Source organism: Mycobacterium paraffinicum, assembly GCF_001907675.1.
Classification (GTDB): Bacteria; Actinomycetota; Actinomycetes; order Mycobacteriales; family Mycobacteriaceae; genus Mycobacterium; species Mycobacterium paraffinicum_A.
The window spans coordinates 1-21,922 of record NZ_MPNT01000001.1; the positions used below are offsets into that span (position 1 = coordinate 1).

The 21,922-nt window shown below is 62.5% G+C and carries 18 protein-coding genes and 1 pseudogene; 4 read left to right on the forward strand and 15 right to left on the reverse strand.

Annotated elements, in window-relative coordinates:
- Positions 1–529: 529 nt before the first annotated feature.
- From BRW65_RS00005 to BRW65_RS00020, 4 genes and pseudogenes are all read left to right on the forward strand, one after another.
- Entirely contained in the window at positions 530–1,759 is a 1,230-nt protein-coding gene (locus tag BRW65_RS00005; protein WP_073869853.1) for a cytochrome P450, read from the forward strand.
- A gap of 319 nt (positions 1,760–2,078) precedes the next feature.
- A pseudogene (locus tag BRW65_RS30830) lies at positions 2,079–2,329 on the forward strand (ATP-binding protein); the annotation flags it as partial.
- Between the two features lie 179 nt (positions 2,330–2,508).
- Positions 2,509–3,642: an adenylate/guanylate cyclase domain-containing protein gene (locus BRW65_RS00015; RefSeq protein WP_073869857.1), complete on the forward strand. Its 1,134-nt coding sequence runs from the start codon at positions 2,509–2,511 to the stop codon at positions 3,640–3,642.
- A gap of 771 nt (positions 3,643–4,413) precedes the next feature.
- Positions 4,414–5,880 carry a PPE family protein gene (locus BRW65_RS00020; RefSeq protein ID WP_073869859.1) on the forward strand — a complete coding sequence of 489 codons (1,467 nt, stop codon included), beginning with the start codon at positions 4,414–4,416 and terminating at the stop codon, positions 5,878–5,880.
- Positions 5,881–6,437: 557 nt separating this feature from the next.
- Here BRW65_RS00020 and BRW65_RS00025 read toward each other — a convergent pair.
- From BRW65_RS00025 to BRW65_RS00090, 15 genes are all read right to left on the reverse strand, one after another.
- The gene (locus BRW65_RS00025; protein WP_073869862.1) at positions 6,438–7,010 is read right to left on the reverse strand and encodes a TetR/AcrR family transcriptional regulator; all 573 of its coding nucleotides are present in this window, start codon (positions 7,008–7,010) and stop codon (positions 6,438–6,440) included.
- A 161-nt stretch (positions 7,011–7,171) separates the two neighbouring features.
- Positions 7,172–10,084, reverse strand: a complete 2,913-nt coding sequence (locus BRW65_RS00030; RefSeq protein WP_084187615.1) for an RND family transporter — start codon at positions 10,082–10,084, stop codon at positions 7,172–7,174.
- A complete protein-coding gene (locus BRW65_RS00035; RefSeq protein WP_073869864.1) occupies positions 10,081–10,524 on the reverse strand; it encodes an MmpS family transport accessory protein in 444 nt (147 codons plus the stop codon). The genes BRW65_RS00030 and BRW65_RS00035 overlap by 4 nt, the downstream gene beginning before the upstream one ends.
- A 280-nt stretch (positions 10,525–10,804) precedes the next feature.
- Entirely contained in the window at positions 10,805–11,029 is a 225-nt protein-coding gene (locus BRW65_RS31110) for a hypothetical protein (protein ID WP_139272792.1), read from the reverse strand.
- Between the two features lie 9 nt (positions 11,030–11,038).
- Entirely contained in the window at positions 11,039–12,067 is a 1,029-nt protein-coding gene (locus BRW65_RS00045; RefSeq protein WP_073869866.1) for an NAD(P)-dependent oxidoreductase, read from the reverse strand.
- A gap of 30 nt (positions 12,068–12,097) precedes the next feature.
- Positions 12,098–12,880, reverse strand: a complete 783-nt coding sequence (locus BRW65_RS00050) for an alpha/beta hydrolase-fold protein (protein WP_244167960.1) — start codon at positions 12,878–12,880, stop codon at positions 12,098–12,100.
- Positions 12,881–13,260: 380 nt separating this feature from the next.
- Positions 13,261–13,371, reverse strand: a complete 111-nt coding sequence (locus BRW65_RS32845; protein ID WP_139272793.1) for a hypothetical protein — start codon at positions 13,369–13,371, stop codon at positions 13,261–13,263.
- A 3-nt stretch (positions 13,372–13,374) separates the two neighbouring features.
- On the reverse strand, positions 13,375–13,845 hold the full coding sequence (locus BRW65_RS00055; RefSeq protein WP_073869869.1) for a CAP domain-containing protein: 471 nt from the start codon (positions 13,843–13,845) through the stop codon (positions 13,375–13,377).
- Between the two features lie 217 nt (positions 13,846–14,062).
- Positions 14,063–14,833, reverse strand: coding sequence for a hypothetical protein (locus BRW65_RS00060; protein WP_139272794.1), 771 nt, complete (start codon positions 14,831–14,833; stop codon positions 14,063–14,065).
- Positions 14,830–15,546, reverse strand: coding sequence for a hypothetical protein (locus BRW65_RS00065; protein ID WP_073869873.1), 717 nt, complete (start codon positions 15,544–15,546; stop codon positions 14,830–14,832). The genes BRW65_RS00060 and BRW65_RS00065 overlap by 4 nt, the downstream gene beginning before the upstream one ends.
- Positions 15,547–15,552: 6 nt before the next feature.
- Entirely contained in the window at positions 15,553–16,986 is a 1,434-nt protein-coding gene (locus BRW65_RS00070; protein ID WP_073869874.1) for an MCE family protein, read from the reverse strand.
- 3 nt (positions 16,987–16,989) lie between these two features.
- Entirely contained in the window at positions 16,990–18,168 is a 1,179-nt protein-coding gene (locus BRW65_RS00075; protein WP_073869875.1) for an MCE family protein, read from the reverse strand.
- Entirely contained in the window at positions 18,168–19,517 is a 1,350-nt protein-coding gene (locus tag BRW65_RS00080) for an MCE family protein (protein WP_073869877.1), read from the reverse strand. Before BRW65_RS00080 ends, BRW65_RS00075 begins: the two co-directional genes overlap by 1 nt.
- The gene (locus tag BRW65_RS00085) at positions 19,514–20,878 is read right to left on the reverse strand and encodes an MCE family protein (protein WP_073869879.1); all 1,365 of its coding nucleotides are present in this window, start codon (positions 20,876–20,878) and stop codon (positions 19,514–19,516) included. Before BRW65_RS00085 ends, BRW65_RS00080 begins: the two co-directional genes overlap by 4 nt.
- Positions 20,875–21,903, reverse strand: coding sequence for an MCE family protein (locus tag BRW65_RS00090; RefSeq protein WP_073869882.1), 1,029 nt, complete (start codon positions 21,901–21,903; stop codon positions 20,875–20,877). The genes BRW65_RS00085 and BRW65_RS00090 overlap by 4 nt, the downstream gene beginning before the upstream one ends.
- Positions 21,904–21,922 lie beyond the last annotated feature (19 nt).

A 21,922-nucleotide genomic window follows, 5' to 3' on the forward strand; every position in this document is an offset into this window, starting at 1 on the left:
ATCCAGGGCCATCGCGATGTTCCTCTCGGTAGTGATCCTTGGTCGTTTCACCACAGAGACTCACGCGATGGCCCCTCTACATCGGCACCGACACGCCGCTACTTACACCACACCCGGGGACGTTCCCGCACGAAATCGCCACGCGGAACACGCGCATCCGCTTCGGCCAACCCCGCATCGGCAAACCTGGCTTGACAAGTTCTCCGCAGTACAACCATGTGCCAATGGGCAGGTCCAAGCGTAGGCCGGGCACGCCGAGCTCCGGGATAGCGGTTCAAGCCGAGAATCTTTTCGGCTTCGCCTTCCACAACCTGGGCCGCGTGACTCTCATAGACGATTGACCAACGGATCGAGTCAGCCCAACCGCGTGCGTAGTAAGTGCCGCATATCTACCGATGCATGAGTCGGTGTTCAAGCCCCACGCTATTGCAGCGGCGGCTGCCAACCCGCCGTGCGACGAGCAACTCGGCCGGCGCAAGAACGGCCCCAAAGTGCTCCCGCGTCAGTGTTGATTGGAAGGGGCTTCGACATGGCTGTCGATTCTGTCGGCGATCTGCACCAAGAATTCAATCCGATGATTGAACCGCACCGCCAGCGTCCGGAACTTTTCTACAGCTGGGCCAGGCGAGAGGAGCCGGTGGTGTTCAGTCAGCCGCTGCAAGCATGGCTGGTCACCCGCTACGACGATCTCATGGCCGTTGTCAGCGATCCCCAAACGTATTCGTCCGCCCCGGCACTACCCAGCGTCTGGGACAATCCTCCAGAGGTGCTGGCGGCACTTCACGGGTGCATCCCGGAAGCCAGCATGATGATCAACGCCGACGAACCAATACACCTTGGGATGCGGCGGGTCTTCAATCTCGCCTTCACCGGGCGCCGAGTCCACGAACTCAAACCCGCGATGGTGCTCAAAGCCAACGAATTGGTCGCCGGGTTCACCGAAAACGGACGGGCTGACTTGGTGGCGGAATACGCGGCGCCATTCGTCCGTCACGTGCTGAGTCTGGCGGTGGGCATTCCCAACGAAGATATTGCACAGGTCCATCAGTGGAACGAAGAGTTTATGAAGGTGTTCAATCCCCTTCTTCCCGTCCAAGCCAAACTCGAAGCAGCGCAACACTACAGGCCGTACGAAGAGTACTTGACCGCACTTCTGCGATCTCGCGCCGCTCAACCACAAGATGATCTGGCCTCGTGGTTGATCGTTGGAAACCAGGAGCTACCTCCACTTGGCTTTGATGAGGCGCTCTACCTGTTGCGCGGCACGCTCAGCGCCGGCTACGACACGACGCGCGACACTATCGCTAGTGCACTACTGATATTGATGGCCAAGCGTGAGCTATGGGTCGCGTGTCAGGACGACCGCACCATCAGGCGCGTCATCGAAGAAACGCTTCGATTGGAAGCGCCGCACCGCGGCCTCATGCGGGTGACCACCCATGCGGTGACACTCGGAGGCAAGCAGCTTCCGAAGGGCGCGCGCTTGCTCCTACTGTTTGGATCGGGCAACCGTGACGAACAGCATTTCGGCGACCCTGAGCTGTTCGATATTGACCGGCGTAACGTGCGCGAACACATGGCATTCGGTAAAGGAATCCATCATTGTCCCGGGGCCCCGATGGCCCGCCAGGAGGTTTTGGTGGCGCTCGAGGTATTACGAAACCGCCTGCCCGACCTTCGTCTGGCCCCCGGATTCCAGCCCACGTACGCTGCCAGCTACTTCTTCCGCAGTCCCGAGGGAGTTCTCGCCGTGTGGTGAATGTGCCACATACCAGCGCTATTCGACGCACCACTCGCGCCAGAGACTGAAAAATCCCGCCAGCGCCAGTGCGGCGGTGGGTTAGCCCGGCCGCTGCACGGCCGAGGATTTCAGGGGCCAAACGTACGGTGCAATGATATTGATGCTGGCGTGCTCGCTTCGAAGCCAGCACTTCACACCAGGGCCACCGCAAGCGGCAAAGATCAGCACGCGACGAGCGCCTACCTTCAATCCCCAGGATTACCGGGATGTACGCGGAACCGGTTCGGGCACACCCCTCAGAGGTTCGCAGCGACCCACGCCCTCAATTGCCTGCTGGCCGGCCGAGGCTGCCTCAGCGCTAGTTCAAGTTGTGTCACAACGGTATTTGAAGGCCAGCATCGTCATCACCGCCAACCGCGGCGTGGGAGCCTAGGGTGAGATCTCGGCGGCACCGCCGCCGCCATGCTCGATCGCAAGCTGAACCGTTCCGTGGTCATCAACCTCTACGGTGAGTCCTACCGCCTACGCGATCACCACGCCGCCGCGGAAGCCCTGCGCCGAACCAGCACCCGCCAACAACTATGCTGACCGCTGCCCACAGGTGAGGAATTTCGCGAGCGCAGCCCAGGGCATTCGGTCGGCGCTGTCGAGGCCACTTACACCGAGATTTAAATACTCCCCGGGCGCACGAAAAGGTGGTGTGGATGTCTACCAGATTTCCCGCAGCAGCGGACCATAATCGTTGGTAGTTAATCGATAATGAGCGGGTGAACGACGCTGGCGCATTTGAGGAACCGGACCTGTTGGGCGGGTTGGATGACAGCATCCGTGCGGAGCGGGCTGAGCTCATCGCCTGGCTACTGGAACAAGGTTTCGATATGGAGCAGATCCGCACCGAGGCCGCTCCGATGTTACTGCCGGCGCGCCGCGCCCTCGGTGACGATGGTGGCCGCGTCTCGGCGCGCATGATCAGCGCAGCTCATGGCATCGACTTAGAGGTGTTACAGCGCATCATGCGGGCATTGAGGCTGCCTAGGGCGCAGGATGCAGACGCGATTGTCTACCTGCGCGCGGATGCTGAGGCTGCGGCGCGCCAGCAACAGCTCATCGCAAGTGGACTCGATGTCGATCGCGTGATCTTGATGGTTCGCAGACTCGCTGAGGGACTTTCACGCGCGGTTCCGGCAATGCGATATGGCGCTATGTCAGCGGTCATGCATCCCGGAATCACTGAGCTTGAAGTCGCTAAGGCGCACGAGGTGTTAGTGCGCCAAGTCGCCCCGCTACTTGGCCCGCTCATCTGCGACATCATGTTCGTGCAACTACGACGTGCAGTGGAGGGCGAAGAGCTCAACGCCAGCGAGCGCGCGGCTGGCACCGCACTCCCCGGACCTCGTCAACTGGCCGTCGCGTTCGCTGACATGGTCGGGTTCACTCGTCTGGGCGAGGCGGTGCCGCCGGAGGATCTGGTGCGGTTGGTTGAGCGCTTGGCCGATATGGCGCGTGAAATCGTGGACCCGCCAGTACGATTGGTCAAGACGATCGGCGATGCGGTGATGCTTGTCTGCCCGGAACCCGTCAAGTTGATCGACACGGTGTTGGAATTATCCGAAGCGGCCGACCGTGACGAGGTTCTGCCGCAACTGCGGATCGGTATTGCGTCGGGTTGGGCGGTGAGCCGCGCCCGAGATTGGTTCGGCAGTCCGGTCAACGTTGCCAGCCGCGTCACCGAGGTAGCACCACCGGGTGCGGTGCTGGTGGCAGGATCCGCGCGAGACGCGGTCGGTGACACTCAAGGGTTCGCGTGGTCCTTCGTCGGAGCGCCCCGACTCAAGGGCGTACGAGGCCACACGAAGCTATTCCAAGCACGCCGGGGCCCAGTCGAGGACAGCAAACCATAAGCCCCGCAGCACAATAAATATCTATCCCACACACAACATATTTACTGGCCATGTTTCACGCAAAGCCTTGGACAGAACAACTCACCGCTGCCCAATTTACGACGGCTCGGTAAACGGCCGTTAGCGAGTTTGTGCCGGCCGCGCATTCGTAGCGACCTATACCGCCGATAGCCTGGTGCGGATTTACCGCGCCGGGGCCTTCGAGTCAGCTGGCTTCGCGAAGACCGCGGTACACCTGTGCCAGCAGCTTGGCCGTGTGCTCGTGACCGACGGTTCCCTGCCCCAGCCCGCATGGCATAGGCGAATGTCATACGGGCTTCGGGATCGTTGACCACGAGCGAGCCGCCCCAGAAAATCGACTGGGGACCTGCAGTGAAAGGCATTCCTTCCGTGGACACGGCGTAGCCCGGACCGGACAGTCGTCACAGTTGAGATGGCGAATAGTTAGGCTAGGCTATGCTAATATAGCTGGGTGTACCACCTCAGCCGCGAATACAAATCCACAGACAGCGACTTTGCCGGTGGCACAATACTTCTCGCCAGATTCGACAGCACCGCCAGACATCGATCCCCCCTAGAGGCACTGATGCTGCGCCCAGGGGTCCAGCCTATGGATCAGCGAGCGGGGACAGATCCGAATGTGCTTCTAGGCGAGTGCACTTCACACGAACGACGCGTCTGCGGTAACCACGCAGGCCGGGCCGATGTCAGCGTCGCCCAGCCGGGCGACACCGCGGGCGCCGCGACGTACGGAGTGCTGGGTCGCTGACAATGACCGCGTCCTTCTGGATGGCTTCGCCGCCGGAGCTGCACTCGGCATTGCTGAGCGCCGGCCCCGGTCCGGGTTCGCTGCTGGCGGCCGCTGCTGCGTGGACCTCGCTCAGCGCCGAATATGCTTCCACCGCAGCCGAACTCAAAGGGCTGCTGAGCACGGTGCAGGCCGGGACGTGGGACGGCCCCAGCGCCGAACAGTATGTGGCCGCGCACCTGCGATATCTGCTGTGGCTGCAGGAGGCCAGCACCGACAGCGCGAGTATCGCCGCGCAGCACGAGGTGGCGGCGGCGGCCTACACCACTGCGCTCGCGCTCATGCCGACGCTGCCGGAGTTGGCCAACAACCACATCCTGCACGGCGCGCTGCTGGCAACGAATTTCTTTGGGATAAACACCATCCCGATCGCGCTTAACGAAGCCGACTACGTCCGCATGTGGGTGCAGGCCGCGACCGCGATGGGCACCTACCAGGTCGTCTCGGGCACAGCGCTGGCCGCCGCCCCCAGGACGAGCGCGGCGCCCGACATCGTGGATCCCGCTGGCGTGCCAGCCAGAACCCTGTCCTTCACCCCGCAGGCCGCTTCCGCCACCGGCAACTCGCTGGAGAACCTTCTCCAGCAGATAGCGCAGATCCTGCGGGATTTCATGCAGGACCTGCAGAAGCTGCTGTCGAACTTCATGTCGGCGCTGGGGCCGTGGCTCGTTGCCAACTTCCCGCTTCTCTTCTTCGTCGCCTACGAGGCTATCTCCGCGGTCGCTGGCGGAATCACGTACTTCGGAGGTCCTTTCATCGGACTGATCCTTGCAGTGACGCTGCGGCTGGCACTGACGACCGCAGCCGCGGCGCCTCCAGTGTCGGAGGCACCGGTAGCGAGAGCCATCGCCGCAACTACCGTGCCGCGTTTGTCGGCTTGGCCGGTGGCTGGAATGGCCGCGACGGCGCCGACCCCGGCGGGCGCACCGGCGACGACGGGAGCGGCGAGTGCCGGCACACCTGGCACGCCCGCGCCGACTGCGGCCCCGGGGACGCTCGCCTATGCGGTGCCATTCGCCGGCGGCCCGGACGCGGAGTCAGGGCCGCCGGTCGGCGGCCGGGTCGGCGCCAAGGCGTCGGCGACCACCACCCCCGCTGCCGAGGCGGCGGCACACACCCCAGCGGGGACGCGGCCGCAGCGGCGCCGCCGCGCCACTATCCGCCAGTACGGCGACGAATTCTTGAGCATGGATCCCGATTTCGGCGTTAGGACCGACAACGAAGAGCGTGAGCAGCTGGTCTCAGCGGCGCAGTCAGACAGCGGGGCCGGAATGCTGGGCCTGGTGGGAACCGCGCACAATGGGAGCGCCGTGGGCGCGACCGGCCTGGCAACGCTGGCCGGCGACGAGTTCGGCGGTGGCCCACGGGTTCCGATGATTCCAGGCACCTGGGAGCACGAGCCGAGGCGGAGGGGAGACGACGGTTCGTAACGTGGCGGTGAGCAACCGAAATCCGAAGACGCCGGGCGCCGGTACGACGGCGAAAGCGGTCGTCGCGTGCGAAGCGCGCAGTCGTCACGTCCACCGCAATCGATCGGGCATGTTGCTGCCTGACCTGTCTGGCCGGCACGCCATGAAGGCTCAGTTCCGGTGCTAGCGGGGCTTCGAACACGTGCGATCCCGTGCACGCCACACCTGAGTAACACTCCGGCGACGATCTGTCAGCAACCTGTCGGGGTGACCAGTTTGGCACCGTGCCGCTTCGTGTTGGCCAGCAGCCGTTCAGCCCAGCCGCGGTCGATCTCGCTGCAGTGCAAGGCGATCGCGGTTTCTGATATCGCCGCCCTCATCTCCAAACCTTCGCCCGGCAGTGTCAGATTCACCGCGGTTCAGGCAGTCCCCTGCAACTCACGTCGCTAAGCAGCCGACGTCCCGGATCAAAGGTTGTCAGTTAACGCCGTTTGGCCTGGCATGCCGTAACGATCACGGCCAATAGGTCGACATCCGTGTTCACGCGGACGGGCAACTAGATACCACGCCTGAGGTCTCTAGTCGTCGACGCGAATACCACGTTCGAGGATGCGGATGACCGCAGGTGCTGCCGCGTGGCGGGGCATGAGACCGGCATTGGCATCTTCCGACGCCCAGCGGATCATGCTGTAAAGGGCGTGTTCGATCCATATCGAGCTGAGCTGGTTGTCGAATGCGCCTTCGGCCTGACCGCGTTCTATCAGCGTGGCCAGCTTGCTGGTATCCGGCCGTAGTTTGGGGGGTACGTCGCGCAGCACTCCTGGGTCCTCAAATAGGAACAGGAGGCGATCGCCAATGGCGATCAGTGCGTTGACCACACGGCGCAGCGCGTCGATCGGGCTGCCTTCTTCGGGGGCGGCGTCGACCATAGCCTGGCTCACCACCCGGATCGAATCCGAAATTGTTTCAAAAATCAGGCTTTCGCGGTCGGGGAAGTAGCGGTGCAAGGTAGTGCGGCCCACGCCTGCGACCCTCGCGATTTCGGGCAAAGTGGCGGTCCGGTCGCCGGCAAGAACCGTGGCGGTCGCTTCAATAATGGCGTGCCGGGTACGGGCCTGGGTCCCGGTGAGCTTGTCTGAACTCGCGGTCATCGGCCTACGGGATCGCCGGTGTAGCTGCGCATGATGTCGGCTGGCGCATTGTCTGCTGTGGCGGGTTGTCGTTCGTTCAATACCCACCTAATCGTCGTGTATGGCGTTGTCGTAGGCGTCGACACCGGTGATCGGGTCGCGGACAGCCGCCGCCGGTGGACTCATTGTACTTGGACGTGCCGAGTCTCATGCTGAACCTCGCTCGCCGTGCTCCGTGATGCGCTGTGTGCGTATTGGACAGTTTGGCTGTGCTGGCGGCGGATGTGACGGGGTGGCCGTTGGTTTACTCGCAGCGGCCACCAGAACCAGCGGCCCAAGATCGCGGCAATTGACGGCGTCATGAGAGAACGCACCACCAGTGTGTCGAACAGTAGCCCCAACCCGATGGTGGTGCCGCCCTGCCCGATGTTGACCAGGTCGCTGGACACCATCGACGCCATGGTGGCGGCGAAAACCAGGCCGGCCGAGGTGACCACGCCGCCGGTGGCGCCCATGGCCCGGATGATGCCGGTGTTAATGCCTGCGCCAACTTCTTCTTTCATCCGCGACACCACCAGCAGGTTGTAATCGGATCCGACGGCAAGCAGGATGATCACCGAGAATGCCAGCGTCATCCAATGCAGCTGGATACCGATCAGGTATTGCCACACGAGCACTGACAGCCCAAATGACGCGGTAAGCGAGATCACCACGGTGCCAACGATAACGATCGAGGCGATCAGTGCGCGGATGAGAACCAACATGACCATGAAGATCAATGTGATTGCGCCGAGCGCGGAGAGCAGCAGATCCCACTGGGCGCCGAGCGCGATGTCTTTGTAGGTGGCCGCGGTACCGCCAAGCGAAATTTTCGCGTCAGCCAGCGGTGTGCCCTTGACTGCCCCTTTCGCAGCCTGAAGTTCCATCTGGACATGCGAAATACCTTCAGTGGTCGCCGGATCGACATCGTGGGTGATGATGAACTGCGCGGACTTGCCATCGGGCGACACCATCAGCTTGAGACCACGTTGGAAGTCTGGGCTGTCGAAGGCCTCTGGCGGCAAGTAGAAGAACTCATCGCTTTTGGCTTGATCGAACGCCTGTCCCATGGCCGTGGCGGTGTCGGTCATTCGCGCGATCTGGTCGATCATCCCGGAGAAGGTGCTGTGCATCGTATTGATGGTGGCTTGCACGTTCTTCGATATGGCGATCAACGGAGGAAGTTGAGCCACCAGCTGGGGCACCAGCTGGTCCATTCGGTTCATAGTCTGCAGCGTCGACTTCACGTCGTCGCTGAGCTTGTCGACGCCGTCGAGTCCTTCGAAGATGGATCGAATGGACCAACAAATCGGGATGTCGAAGCAATGCCTCTCCCAGTACAAGTAGCCGCGCAGCGGACGCCACACGTCCTCGAAATCCGCTAGATGGTCTCGCATTTCGTCAGTAGTGGCCTTCATTTCGGCCATGTTGCCGGTGAGCTCGTGAGTGATGTCGGCCATTTGCCGCATCAGGTTTTGCATGTGTTCCATGATGGTGACCATCGATCCTAGATCGTCACTCACCTTGAGCATGTCGGACATGCGTTCTTTGAGGAACTTAAGGTTCTCCGTCATCGTGACCGACTGCATGCTCACCTGGAAGGGAATCGAACTGTGCGCAATGGGATGCCCCAGGGGGCGGGTGATGCTCTGGACACGGGAAATGCCCGGAAGGCGGATCAAGCTTTTGGCGATGTTGTCCAGCACGATCATGTCGGCGGGGTTGCGCAGGTCGCGGCCCGCGTCTACGAGCAGCAAGTCCGGGTTCATCCGCGCCGCGGTGAAGTGCCGTTCAGCGGCAACATATCCGACGTTGGACGGTACGTCTGCAGGGATGTAATGGCGCTCAGCGTAAGCAATCTTGTAGCCCGGCAATGCCAAAAGCCCGACCAATGCGATCCCGATGGCAACGGCGAGGATTGGGACTGGCCAGCGCGCCACCGCCGTCCCGACCTGCCGCCAGCCGCGCGAGCGCACCGTGCGCTTGGCGTCAAGCAGGCCGAACCGGCTGGCGGCCACCAGCACCGCCGGCGCCAACGTCAATGAGGCCAGCACGACCACCAAGATGCCGATGCAGCTTGGTATTCCCATGGAGCGGAAGTAGTTCAGGCGGGTGAAGTTCAGGCATAGCATCGCGCCTGCGACAGTCAGGCCGGACCCGAGGATGACGTGCCCAACGCCATGGAATGCGGTGTAGTAGGCGGTCTCTCGGTCTTCGCCTTTTTGGCGCGCCTCATGGTATCGGCCGATGAGGAAGATGGCGTAATCCGTTCCCGCGGCAATGGCAAGCGAGGTCAATAATGACGTAGCGAATGTCGACAGGCCGAATACGTGCGCATGGCCGATCGTTGCGACCACTCCCCGCCCGGCCGACATTTCGACCACGACAATGAATAGGACAAGCAGCGTCGTGACGATCGACCGGTAAACGACCAGAAGCATGATGGTGATGACAATCATTGTGATCATGGTGATCTTGATCATGCTTTTGTCGCCGGCCTCGGTCATGTCGGTGGTCAGCGGCGCCTGACCTGTGACGTAGACCCTCAGCCCTGCGGGCGGATGAGAATCGGCCACGATCCGGCGCACCGCGGCCACTGACTCATTGGCCAGCGTCTCCCCCTGGTTGCCGGCAAGATTGACCTGGACGTAGGCGGCTTTGCCATCGGTGCTCTGAGATCCCGCCGCCGTGATCGTGTCGCCCCAGTAGTTCTGGACGTGCTGGACGTGGCTGGTGTCCCGTTCGAGCCTGCGGACCAGGTCGTCGTAGTAGCGGTGTGCCTGTTCAGCAAGCGGCTGGTCACCCTCCAGGACAATCATTGCGACGCTGTCGGAGTTGAATTGCTGGAACTGGGAACCGATCTTTCTCATCGCGATCACCGCCGGCGCATCATCGGGCGACAGCGAAACCGAATTCTGTTGGCCGACAGCTTCTAACTGCGGAGCAATGGTGTTGACGGTTGCGGCGAGCCCTATCCAGAACAGGATGATCGGGATCGCTGAGATCCGGATGACGCGGGCAGTCCCGGAATGCCGCTGAGCCTGGTGAGCGCTCATGCGGCTTTTACCAAGCAGAAAGCCTGGGCGTCTTGGCCGGTGACCGAATTTTGGTCACGCACTTGGCCATTGACGGTGATTTGGCAGCTGATGTTGTCAGCGTCGCCTTGTGCCACCACGTTGGCGAATATTGTCGGAAGCGTGGTGGTGACCAAATGCGTCCACGGTAGTCGAGTGAAATCCTCGCGGTGCGGTTGATCGTCGGCGTCAAGGAAGCTGACGCTACCCGTCGTGGCGGGGGGCCCAGAGATCTCGTAGAGCACGTGCTTGGGATTGAACTCCACAATGTCGTCAGCGTTGCTTTGGCTGCTGGCACTATTCGCGGTGTGGCTTCCGAAGATACCGTGCATTTTGTACATCGCGAATCCGCTGACGGTCATTGAGACGATTAGCACCAGGGAGATCCATCCGCGGTCGAGAATTCGAAGAACGGCCCGCATCGCATCACCTCTCCGGCCTGCATCGGAGGGTCCGCGCTCGGCCCATGATCATCTATTCCGTCGATACGGAACCTACTCGTCCATAAGTGGAACGTCAACGTTCCACAACGGAACTTTAAGATACGTCACATCTCGACATCGCGCTGCTACTTGCTTGATGGCGTCTGGACTTCTGCTGGCCACCAGCGGGGCTTCTGCTTGGCCATTGACATGATGTGCAACTGCGACCGTCTGTGTCCGGTCCCGCTTGGGCATTCGAGCCCAAACGGCTGATGCAGATTCAGTTGATGCTGCAGGCCATCGGGATGGGAGTGCCCCTGCAGGCCGCAGCGCAGTCGGCCGGTGTGCGGTAGCCCGGGCACGAGTCACGGTGCCGGTGGTTGTGCTCGGCCTTGAAGTTGCCGCTGACCACGCGGGCCTCGAACAGGGTGTTCCAGTGTTGCGGCGTTAGCGGCGTGACCTCACCTAGGGATATGACCCGTGGCCCACGACTCGTGCATTTCACCAACCCACATTACTGAGACCCTTTGGCACGGGGCCGACTCCGGTCAAGCCGTCCGGAGCCGGCGAAGGAACTCCTCTGTGACCGAAGTGACCCGTTGAGAGAACATGACGTTGACGTGGCTGCCGTCGTGCCAGCGGAGGGCTCCGTTCCGCCGTTGGTTGAGGGCCATTCCCGCAACAGTTCGGTGAACAGCGACGAGGGATCCGCGCCGCCCCATCCGGCGGCGCTGAGTCGGTGATAGTACTCGGCCGCCGCGCTGGTCAAATTGTGGGGCGCGCCGATTTGTGTTGCGTAGGCCATTATTTCGTCTGCGCCCATGAGGTTCACATCTACTGTGGCAGACTCCTGCCCGAATGAGCCATCAGCGGCGTCGGTTCGGCGATTCCCGAAGAGGTCACGCATGGCACCGTGTTGAGTCGCAATGAGTTCGTTAACGTCCTCAACATCGAGTCCCGCACGTTTCGCGTACAGCATGGCTTCGATGGCCGCCGTCGTGTGGATGGTTGCCAGCAGCTGGGCGACCAGCCTCACTTTTGAGCTGTTCAGTGATGTACCGACGTACTTCAGCCTGGGGCACATCGCTTTCAGCACGGGTCTGTATTTCAGGTACGTGTCACGGTCACCGCTGACGTAGATCTCCCCCGCCCCGGCGGCCAGCATGGCGGGCGTGCCGTCAACAGCCGCGTCCAGGTACTGAGCTCCCCTGTCTACCAGTGCCTTACGAAGTACTCGCTTCATCGGCAGCGGTATATTGGTGGTATCGATGACCGGCGGAATTTTCCTAGCTCCGAGCACTCCGCCAGCGGTCTTGAACACATCATCGACGTCGCTGGCCGTCGCCGCGGAGATGATGACGTCGGCGCATTCAGCTACGTCGGCAGCCGAGCGGCCCGCAATCGCCCCGCTCAGTTCGGTGCTGTCCCGCCCGGTGGGATCCGCCGCGAACGTGAGCACCTCATAGCCGCCGTCAATCAAGCGGCGGCACAACGACACGCCCAGGGGGCTACTGCCAACGAGACCAATGGCGAGCGTACTCAATTCTTACTCCTTAAGTGATGGGCTCGCCGGTTACCTCACATTGGCGGCCAAGTCGGCCGACATGGCCGCCAGCTGGGGACCCCACTGAGACCAGTCATGTTGTCCTCCAACAGGTATATCGAAATGACCGTTGTGGCCGCCCACCGCGCGGTATTGGGCGTAGAACGCCCTGTTACTGCCTTGGGCTTGGTCGCAGTATCCGATCATCGCGGGCGGATCGCTGCACGTGACCGTGCCCGGGCTAAAGATCCACAACCGCGTGTTGTTGTCTACCAACAACGGCGCATGCACTGACGGGTCATGCCATCTCCAGCGTAGAAACTGCGCAGGGCCCCACATGTTGCGGGCATCCACATTTCCGAACTGCTCGAGCCCGGCGGTGATCGCGCCGTTGAGTGTCGTGTTGGACGGGGTCAAAAACCCCGATAAGGACCCCGCGTAGCGGTATCGGTCGGGATGAAACTCCGCGAGCGTCACCGCCGCGGTCCCTCCTTGGGAGGCCCCGACGACAGCGTGCCCGCCAGGTGCTAAGCCCTTGTTGGCGGCCAGCCAGTCGGGGAGCTCTTGAGAGAGGAATGTGTCCCATTGACGACTGCGATCCTGCTCCCAGTCGGTGTACATGCTCCATGCGCCGCCGGCTGGGGCCACCACCGAGATGCCTTTGCCGGCAAAGACATTCATCGCGTTTCCTGCAGTCACCCAATTACTAACATCGGGGGCCGCGTTGAAGGCGTCGAGCAGGATCACGGCGTGCGGACCACCTTGGGCAAAGGTGACCGGGATGTCGCGCCCCATCGCGGCGGAGGGCACCATCAGGTTTTCCACTGCAGGTTGCGAATTGGCTCGCGCGGCCGTCCACAGGCTCGCCACGGTGAGGACTAGCAATGCCAGGCGCAGGGCCGTGAGGCCATGACGCCATAGGTGGGGCTTCGGCTTTCGGCGATCTGGTGAAAGGGGGTTGTCGACAACGGGCTCGTACGGGTCAGCACGCGATGCCGGGCCCCGGTCCTTAGCGAATCGGCCACTCGCTAAATCGCACCACTCGGCGCCATTGTCGAGTTGTGTTGAAAATTGGCGGCTTTGCCGCGTGGGGTGGTTGCTACGCGCGTTGGTTGCCGCAGCCCGTTTGCCAGACACCAACGCTGGTTTCCGTATCGGGCGATCGCGAAATTCGGACATGGCCGGACCGGCGCCTAGGTCTGGGGGTAGGCGGGTGGCGGGTAGACACCGCGGAGAATCCATGCGAACCAATTGACGGCGTACTCGACTTCATCACTGACGTCGTAGTCGGGGCTTTGGTCCATGATTCACGCTCCCTTTGATCCATAGACCGCAACCACGACGGTGCGGTCGAGCCTGTTGTCTGACCACACGCCGATTTGTGTATAGGCGCAGTCACGCATGATCGCTAAGTAGTCGGGGTTGTAGTACCACTGGTTGATCAGCTCGATACCGCTCATTGCCATCGCTGGATTGATTCCGACGGTCTCAGCGACCCGGCCAGGGTAGCCGGCTGCGCGGGCTCGATCCTGAGGAGTAGAGCCGTCGCTGCCAACGTCGCCGGCAAGTGAACGATCGTTAAGAACGTCGTCGGTGTGCCATTGCGCGGCCAGCCGTAGTTGTGGGCTGACCGTGAGGTCGTCGGTACACCCGGCTTGCCGCTGAAGGGTGTAGACATTGGACACCACACTGGCATTGAAGCGTTTATTGTCGGCATGCACCTGGCCAGCAGCAAGTAAGGCGGCGGTGCCTAGAGTCACCGCCAAGCCAGCTGCCATGACGGGCCGACGCGACCTCGTAGACCGGACCCGTTGGGTTTTCATCGGTTGGACCCCTTGGGATTCGGTGCGTCAGCGGTGACACCGGGTGTCGCTGGGCGGCTCGTAGGAAGGGGCAACGCGGTTCGAGGGTTTGCCATTCGGACGACACCGGTCGTAGGTGGTCTGCGGTCACCCGGCATCGAAGTAGCCGAGCAGCCGGGGTTGAGACGGCGTGTCATTTCGGGTCGAATCCGGATATCAGCCACCGGCCCGCGGACCTATCGAGCGTTACCTGGACCACTGAATTCGTCTGTGTCGGTGCACCATCGCCCATAGTGATGGCTTGATTGACGTAGACCAGCACCACGGCGTGGGTGGCGGTCGCCGATATGGACGCGGCGACCGGCACGGTGGCCACCGCGGTTACCTTCTTTTCCTTGGCGCCGGGGATCACCACATCGTGGACGAGCGACCCGTAGGAATCGCGAAACGGCCCCACCATTCGGTCGCGCGCCGCGGTGAGGCTCTTCTCGACGGTCTCGGGACTATACGAAAGCATCTCAGCGGTAGTCTCTTTGGCGGCCTGTACCGAATCGACGCTGGCGCGTTGAGCATCTGAGGCCGAGGCACCCATGTACTTCAGATAACCCGAGCCCAGCGCCAATGCCATCGCCAGCAGTGGTATGACGCCAAAGGTCACCGCGCGCACGATGCGGGCGCCACGAGTGTTCGACGTCATCGTCGCACTCGTGGCGGCGTCGCTGGCAGTCACCTGGGCGCGACCGGCCCCGTCGTCATCGAGCGCGTCCGGATCTGTCCGCTGATGGGAGTCATCGTCTGAGGGGCTGCCCACGACGTTGAGTTTTTTGCGCCGGGCAGGAGACCACCACCGGGTGGGCCGGTTGGCTTGCACGGCCGCACCGGACGGCGACTGGCCATCGCTGTGCTCGATCTCGCCGCTCGACGTGGTGGGCTTTGCTGTTGCTGTGTCGGCCGAGGCTGTCATGGCACGAACTCCACGTTGGACACCTTCGCTTGATTTTGATCGGCTTTATGAACGGAGATGCGCATGCGCCACAACCGTGGAATCGGTTCGGCTGTACCAGCATTGGTGATTTTGACGCTCAGGGCGACTAGCGCGCGAGCGTCGGTGGCCGAGGCCGACTCCAGACCCGCAGCAAGTACGCTTCCTTCAGACTTGGATTGAGAGTGCTTGATCACCTCGATAAACGGCTGGGTCCGCTTGGAGAAGTCGTCGTAAAAGGTCCCGGTAGCTGAATCCAGGATCCGTTGCACGTCGGTATCGGCGTGTTGCCAGTCGATGGTGGTGAGGTTCAATGCGCCCTGGCGCGCGGCCTGCAGCAACTCGGCGCGCTGGTCGACTTGCTGGCGGGCCTGATAGACGTGCCATCCCAACCAGCCGGTCAGCACAGCCAAGGTGATGACCATCGCTATTCCCACCACCATCGCCCACTGGTGGGGTGGCAACCGCAACCGCCGCCTGCGTTTGGCACCGCCGCGATCGTCGACAGCGACGTCTTCGCCGTCCGCATCGTCGACGGCAATGTCTTCACCGTCGGGGTCGTCGACGACAGCTTGCTCTTGGTCGAGATGAGCGGCGTCGGCCGCCTGTTCGTCACAAGCCCGATTGACGTCCTCGTCTGGGTCGGCGTCGAGGGACGCGCCGTCTGGCGTGACCGTAGTCGCGGTACGTACCATGACTTGTCAGTTTCCTTTCGGCGGGACCAGCATGTCCTGCCAGCGATGGTTGGAGCCGCCCCCGGCGGCCAGGTCGGACTGGGTGTACTGCCGCCCGTCGGGTCCGGTATAGGTGCCCGTGGCCGGGTCGTAAGTTGCCACGGCGACCGGCGGCGGTGGCGCGGTGGGCTCCCGCGGCTGCGGTACCGCCTGGCCTGAATACGTAGCGTTCGGGTCGCCCTTCCAGCTGTTGCCGTCGTTCAGGGGGACGTATTCCTCGTCGCTTTCACACATCTTCACGGTCGGGGCCCGCTTACCGGGCCGCGTCTCGCACGGCGCATTTCGGACTCCACGCACGTTGAGTCGGGAGTCCTGAGGCACCCGGCAGTACATGTCGCCCGGCGGGCGGTCAGGGTAGTCGACCTCGCTTGGCGACCGCACCTGATTGGCGGGCAGATATCCCGTCGTGCACGGCGGTGGTTCGTTGAGGTTGAGGTTAAAGGACAAGTAGACGCCCCGGTACGCCGACTTGATGTCGCGGTTGGCGAGTTCGGCCCCTTGGACGGTCTGCACCAATTGTGGAAGCAGCACCAGGAGTTGCTCGATGTCAGCCCGGTAGGTGACGGCGACCTGCCCGACGCCCACCAGGTTTGCCATCAAGAGCGGCAATGTCGGGTGCAGCCGCTCGAACAGGGCCCGTCCCTCTTCTGCGGAGCCGGGTGCGTTTTCAAGCACGCCTCGCAGGGCAAGGTCCTGGTCTTTGACTTCCCCGCTGATCACGGCGAGGTTGGCTGCCCACGCTTGAATCGAATCTGAGGAGTCGCTCTGGGCATCCAAGATGGGCTTGGAGTGATCGACCACGTTGGTCAATGCGTCCAGATTGGTGCGGGCATCGGCCAACAGGGCCGTGGATCCTTTGACGAATCGGGCGAGCTCGGGACCCAACCCTCCTACAGCGGTGGACAATTCGTCGATTGCGGTGCGGAGATTGTCGTGTGGGATGGCCAACAATCCCTCGTTCGTCGCTGAGAGCAGGGAGTTGATGTTGGGCGGCACCGTTGTTCGATCCAGCGGAATCACATCGCCGTTCTTGAGTGCGGGGCCCTTGGCGCTGCGGGGAACGAATTCGATGAACTGTTCGCCCACTGCGGTCTGGCTATGTACTTCTGCCTGCAAGTCGGCAGGTATCGCGATGCCCGACTGCAACGACAGCACGGCCGCGACACCAGAGTCGGTCAGGTGGACTTGTTCCACCCGCCCGACCTCGGTGCCCCGGTAGGTGACATTCGCGTTCTCGTACAAACCCGCGGCCACCGGCAGGTCGACCGTGACGCGATAATGTCCGATTCCGAACAACACGTTGGGGATATCGACGAAAGCGAATGTCATAACGCCGCCGGCGACGACGGTGATGACCGCAAAGAAGACCAGCTGGAGCCGGACTCGTCGGCTGAGATGCATCGGTTAAGGCCCTTGATCGTAACGGTACGGGGCAAGCAGAGGGTTGCCGAGGTTGAAAGGTTTGCGGTGTCCCGGGCGCGCGGGGCCGCCGCCAGTGCACGGGCTGGGCAGCTGGCCGACGGTGCGGCCCCACTGCATCTCGAGCTCGGTCAGGTTGCACTCGAACCGGGTGCCGGTGAAAAGCGCCGAGTCTATTCGGCTCAACGTCAAATCCACGACCAGGGTGATGTTGGCGTAGTCACCACGGAACCATTTCTTCAGGCTGTCCTTGGCGAACGGATAAGTCGTATACAAGCCCAAGGAACGGGTCAGGGAACGTCCGGCGTTGGCGAGCGATTCCAGCACGGGCCCAAGGTCTTTGAGTTCTGCGACAATCGCGCCTTTGGTTTGACGCACGGAATCCGCGGCCAGCGCGCTGAACTTGCCAAGTTGGTCAACTGCTTCAATCAACGTGTCGCGCTCGCGGTTCAGCACCGCCAGGGCGCCCGGGACGGCGTCGAGCGCTTTGTCGATGACCGGCTTCTGAGCGGCGAACTTATCGAGAAGCCTGTTAAGGCTGTCGGAAGCCGCAAGGATGTCGTGTTTTTCGTCGTTGATATGGCCGACGGCGATGTCCAGCTGGGCAAGCATACTGCGCAGCTGATCCTCGCGACCGCCGTAGGCGGTGGTCAACGCTTTGGTGATGTCTTGCACTTGTCCCAGTCCACCGCCGTTGAGCAGCAGAGACGCAGCCGCCAGGGTTTGCTCGGTTGACGGGTAGGTCCCTGCCGAGGCCAACGGGATCAGGGAGCCTTGGTGCAGGCGCCCTTGGGGCGCAGCGTCGGTCGGCGGCGCGAGCTCGATGTGGAGTGAACCGAGGAGGCTTGTTTGCCCCAAGGTCGCAGTGCTGTTGGCGGGCAGTTTGACATCACCGTTGAGCGCTATGGTCAGCAGCGCGTGCCATCCTTGGCGTTCGATTTTGGTGACGGTGCCGACGTTGACATCGCCGACCCGGACCCGGGAATTCTGTTGGATGTTGTTGACGTCGGGCATCTGAGCCTGGATGGTGAATGATCCTGGGCCTCTGCCTTGTGTGCCCGGTAGCGGCAGCGAGTTCACCCCACGCCACCCGCATCCTGACATCCCGGCGGCCAAACACATTGCCAGGCATATGGATAGGAGGCGACGCCATTGCGGCCGCATCAGGAACCTCCTCCCGGTCCTTGCGGCAGCATGAGTCCCTGCAAGCCCGCGGCCGGATCGGTTGGTTGCGGCACGTTGATCGGCGCGGGGGCCGCGGCCGGGGGCGGCGCCACGATCGTTGGGGGTCCCGATTCCGGCGGCGGCGCGGCAGGCGCCGCCGGATTAGGCTGCGGTGGAACGTAGTCCGGTCTCATCGAGTCGATGCTGTACGTCAGTTCGTTGGGGCGCGCAGCCGCTCCGACGAACAAGTTTTCGCCGAGTGGCAGGAAGTTGTATTGGCGGTTTTTCATGATCGGCGCGAGGTATTGCACACAGAGCTTGGCTGACTGTTCCGCGCGCAGGCGCGAGGCTGCCTGAATGGCTCCGCAGAGGAAGGTCAGCGGGTCGGCGAAGTTGTTGGCGGCCAGGACTCCGCTCAACGTTCCCTGGGCAGGCTGATACAGGTTCTGGGAATTGGCCGTCACCGTGGGCGTAGCGTGGAGAAATTGTTTGATGTCATCGAGGCTTTCGACCAGCGTCTGCGACAGCTCGGTCAGCTTGTCCGATGTGGTACCTACGGTTTCCCTATTGTCGGCAACGAAGGTTTGTACCTCGCCAACAACGTCGTTGAGGTCCTTGACGGCGTTGCCGACCCCGTGCGGGTCATCGGCGAGCGCTCCGGTAACCGCGGCCAGATTCCGGTTCAGTTGGCTGATCACATCGGTGCTGTCTTGCAGACCCGACACCAGGGCGGACAAGTTCTTGACGGTGGTGAACGTGTCAGAGCTGTGGTCGCCGAGCGCCGAAATCGTCTGGGAGAGTCGGGTGATGGCGTCGCGGATGTTGCCGCCTTGGCCACGTACGTTGTCGGCGGTCGTGTTGATCAGGGCGCCCAGGGTGCTTACCCCACCGGGCTGGTTGGGTTGGAGCATTTCGGTGAGTCGCTGAAGCTGCTTGCGAAAGTCGTCCCATTCCATGGGTACCGCTGTCCGGTCTTCGGGGATCACGGCCTTGTCCGCCATGGCGGGGCCGCCGTGGTAGGCGGGAGTCAACTGGATTGCCCTAGCGGTCACCAGGGTTGGAGAGATGATGACGGCTTTAGCGTCGGCGGGCACCCGGTATTTGTCGTCGAACCAGAACGTGATCTTCACTCGCTTCGGCTGCGGTTCGATGCTGTCGATCTTGCCGACATTGACGCCCCTGATCCGGACGTCGTCACCGGCGAAGACGCCGTTGCTGTTGTCGAAGTAGGCGGTGACGTAAATGCGACTGGCTTCGCGGACGGCCTGAACCACCATGGCCACGCCGACTGCGATCACCGCGACAAGCGCCACGGCAAGGACCACACGGATGATATTCCTGCGGCTCATTGACTCCCCCCTGGTGATCTGGGTTCGGTTGGCGCGGAACCTGGTTCGCCGGGAGCGGGCACGAAGACCGGACTGGGCACCGGTTGTTTGGGGCCGGTTTGACCGGGCGGAAGAGCTGGCGGCCCGGGAGGTGGCCCGCCCGGTGGCGGGGCAGGCGATGGTTCACGGTAGGGGTAGCACCCAGGCCCAGGCAGTGGGATGCCCGGCGGGCCGCACGGTCGGTCACCCGGCGTGCCGGTGATGGCGTCGGGAAGATTCAGCCTCGGTGGACCGTCCTGTCCGGTGCGCGGGTACGGGATTGGCAACGGAGGTGTGCCGGGCTGGCCGGTCTGGGGGTCGGTGCGTTGCGACGGCAACAGCACATTCGGGTCCAGCCCGAGATCGGAGAACGCCGCATCGATGAACGGCTGCAGGAATTGGCCCGGCACCAGGTTGGCCAGATATGCCTTGAAGAACGGGCCCGAGGAGAGCGCTTCGCCGAACGACATCACGTAAGTGTTCAGGCCTTTGATCGACTTTTGGACCTCGCTCTTGCGGTTGTTGATCGTGGCCAATACGCCGTTGAGCTTATCCAGGGCGGGTTTGAGCGTGCCCCGATTCTCGCTGATGAATCCGTGGAGTTGCTGGGCCAGTGACGAGATGTGCTGGGAGATCTGATCTAGGGCCGCACTTTGCCGGCGCAGCGAGATCAGTAGCGCGTTCGTGTCGTGGATGAGTCCGACGATCTTGTTGGTGCGCTCGGCCAGCACTGTCGTCGCCTTGCGCGCGTTCGACAGCAGGTTTCGCAGTTCGGCGTCACGCTGGCTGAGAGTTTCGGAGAACCGGGCCACGCCCTCGACCGCGACTTTCAGCTGCGGCGGGGTGTCTCGAAGCGTCTCGGACAGCGTTTGCAGGGCGGTCGATAACCGGTCCGTGTTAAGGCCGCTGATGGTGGCAGTCAGGTCGCCGACCGCGTCGGGCAACTGATAGGGAGAGGTGGTGCGCTGCATCGGGATGGTGCTATGCAGGTGCCCTGGGCCGCGTGGGCTGACGTCGAGGACCTTGTTGCCCAGCAGGCTCAGTGTCTTGATCGCCGCCTCCGTATCAACGCCCAGGCGGATATCGTCGGCCACGGTGAACTTCACCAACACGCCTTGAGGGTCCAGGGTGATGTCTTGCACCTGCCCGGCCTTGAACCCAGAAACCTGAACCGGCGCGCCCGTGGTCAATCCGCCTGCCTCGTCGAAGTACGCCGAATACGTTGTCGTGGAGTGAATGAACGGCAAGCTGCCGTAGTTGAACGCGCCAACGACGACCACGGCGATCAACCCCAGCGCGACAATTGCGATGATGATGGGATTTCGTTCACCGAAAGACTTCATTGCGGGGTGCACCTGCCTGAATCCTGGCCAGCCACCTTGATGAAAACTGGCTGTCCTCCTTTGCCGTTGACTTTGAGGACTAAGTCGCAGAGGTAGAAGCTGAAGAAGTCTCCCTGCAGCCCCTGGCGGCCGAGCACCTGGTACGCCTCGGGAAGGGTCCTGAGGAGGTCGTCGAAGTAATCGTGATCTGCCAACACGTTGCCCGCTGTGCGATCGGTTTCGTGGACGACTTTCTGCAGCGGTGGCCGGGCCTGTGCGAGCAGGTCCGCGATGCCGCCCGCGGCGGCATCGGCGTAGGCGACCGAGTTGGCGATGTCTTGCCTGCGATTCTCGAGTCCGTGAACAAGCTGGGACAGGGAATCGATTGCGCTGCCGAGCTTATCCGTGCGGTCGCCCAGGGATCCCAGCACGGTGTTGAGGTTCACCACCACCTGCCCGATGAGGTCGTCACGGTCAGCAAGGGTGTTCGTCAGCGCGGCGGTTTGAGAAAGGATCGATCCGATAGTGGGACCCTCGCCCTGGAACGCCGCGATGAGTTGGCCGCTCAGGGCGTTGACTTGTTGGGGGTCCAATGCGCGGAATAGCGGCCGGAACCCCCCGATCAATGCGTCAAGGTCCAATGCCGGTGCGGTCTGGCTCAATGCGATGGTGGCGCCCGGCGGCAGTTTCTTGGGGTCACCCGGGCCCTCCTCGAGGGCCAGGTAGCGCCCGCCGATGAGATCGTCATAGCGGATGACTGCCTTAGTGCCGTGGGTGAGGATTACCGAATCGTCCGCGCTGAAGGTGACTTTCGCCGTGGCGTCGTCCTGGATCTTGATTGCCTTGACCTTGCCGACCTCGACACCGGCGATGCGCACGAAGTTTCCGCCTTTGAGCCCGCTGACGCTGCTAAAGACGGCGTTGTACGTCGTCTCCTTCTGGAACCTCCACTGCCCGTAGATCGCAATCAATGCGAATGTGCCCGCGAGGCAGACCGCGGCGTAGACGGCGAGGCGCCAAAGAGTGCCAAAGGCCCTGTTGTGCAACGCGATTGCCTTTCCGACT

Excerpts from the sequence above, each read along its gene's own strand:
- BRW65_RS00085 (WP_073869879.1), bottom strand. The coding sequence starts at position 20,878 with ATGAAGTCTTTCGGTGAACGAAATCCCATCATCATCGCAATTGTCGCG.
- BRW65_RS00035 (WP_073869864.1), bottom strand. The coding sequence starts at position 10,524 with ATGCGGGCCGTTCTTCGAATTCTCGACCGCGGATGGATCTCCCTGGTG.
- BRW65_RS00030 (WP_084187615.1), bottom strand. The coding sequence starts at position 10,084 with ATGAGCGCTCACCAGGCTCAGCGGCATTCCGGGACTGCCCGCGTCATC.
- BRW65_RS00070 (WP_073869874.1), bottom strand. The coding sequence starts at position 16,986 with ATGCATCTCAGCCGACGAGTCCGGCTCCAGCTGGTCTTCTTTGCGGTC.
- BRW65_RS32845 (WP_139272793.1), bottom strand. The coding sequence starts at position 13,371 with ATGGACCAAAGCCCCGACTACGACGTCAGTGATGAAGTCGAGTACGCC.
- BRW65_RS00055 (WP_073869869.1), bottom strand. The coding sequence starts at position 13,845 with ATGGCAGCTGGCTTGGCGGTGACTCTAGGCACCGCCGCCTTACTTGCT.
- BRW65_RS00050 (WP_244167960.1), bottom strand. The coding sequence starts at position 12,880 with ATGGTGCCCTCCGCCGCGATGGGGCGCGACATCCCGGTCACCTTTGCC.
- BRW65_RS00080 (WP_073869877.1), bottom strand. The coding sequence starts at position 19,517 with ATGAGCCGCAGGAATATCATCCGTGTGGTCCTTGCCGTGGCGCTTGTC.
- BRW65_RS00075 (WP_073869875.1), bottom strand. The coding sequence starts at position 18,168 with ATGCGGCCGCAATGGCGTCGCCTCCTATCCATATGCCTGGCAATGTGT.
- BRW65_RS00065 (WP_073869873.1), bottom strand. The coding sequence starts at position 15,546 with ATGGTACGTACCGCGACTACGGTCACGCCAGACGGCGCGTCCCTCGAC.
- BRW65_RS00025 (WP_073869862.1), bottom strand. The coding sequence starts at position 7,010 with ATGACCGCGAGTTCAGACAAGCTCACCGGGACCCAGGCCCGTACCCGG.
- BRW65_RS00060 (WP_139272794.1), bottom strand. The coding sequence starts at position 14,833 with ATGACAGCCTCGGCCGACACAGCAACAGCAAAGCCCACCACGTCGAGC.
- BRW65_RS00005 (WP_073869853.1), top strand. The coding sequence starts at position 530 with ATGGCTGTCGATTCTGTCGGCGATCTGCACCAAGAATTCAATCCGATG.
- BRW65_RS00020 (WP_073869859.1), top strand. The coding sequence starts at position 4,414 with ATGACCGCGTCCTTCTGGATGGCTTCGCCGCCGGAGCTGCACTCGGCA.